Here is a 417-nt window from a genome sequence, read left to right as displayed (position 1 = left end):
GAAAGAGAACCTGCACACAGGTGCTGCATGGCTGTCGTCAGCTCGTGTCGTGAGATGTTGGGTTAAGTCCCGCAACGAGCGCAACCCTTGTCATTAGTTGCTACGCAAGAGCACTCTAATGAGACTGCCGGTGACAAACCGGAGGAAGGTGGGGATGACGTCAAGTCCTCATGGCCCTTATGGGTAGGGCTTCACACGTCATACAATGGTACATACAGAGGGCCGCCAACCCGCGAGGGGGAGCTAATCCCAGAAAGTGTATCGTAGTCCGGATTGTAGTCTGCAACTCGACTACATGAAGTTGGAATCGCTAGTAATCGCGGATCAGCATGTCGCGGTGAATACGTTCCCGGGTCTTGTACACACCGCCCGTCACACCATGGGAGCGGGTTTTACCAGAAGTAGGTAGCTTAACCG

Annotated in this window: 1 rRNA gene; it reads left to right on the top strand. The window is 54.0% G+C overall.

The features are described from left to right. Nucleotides 1–417, top strand: a 16S ribosomal RNA gene (locus AAHE99_RS26715); the annotation flags it as partial.

It is taken from the genome of Pseudoduganella sp. OTU4001, from assembly GCF_038440195.1.
In the GTDB taxonomy this organism is placed as follows: domain Bacteria; phylum Pseudomonadota; class Gammaproteobacteria; order Burkholderiales; family Burkholderiaceae_D; genus Rugamonas.
This window is presented reverse-complemented; position numbering and strand designations above follow the sequence as displayed.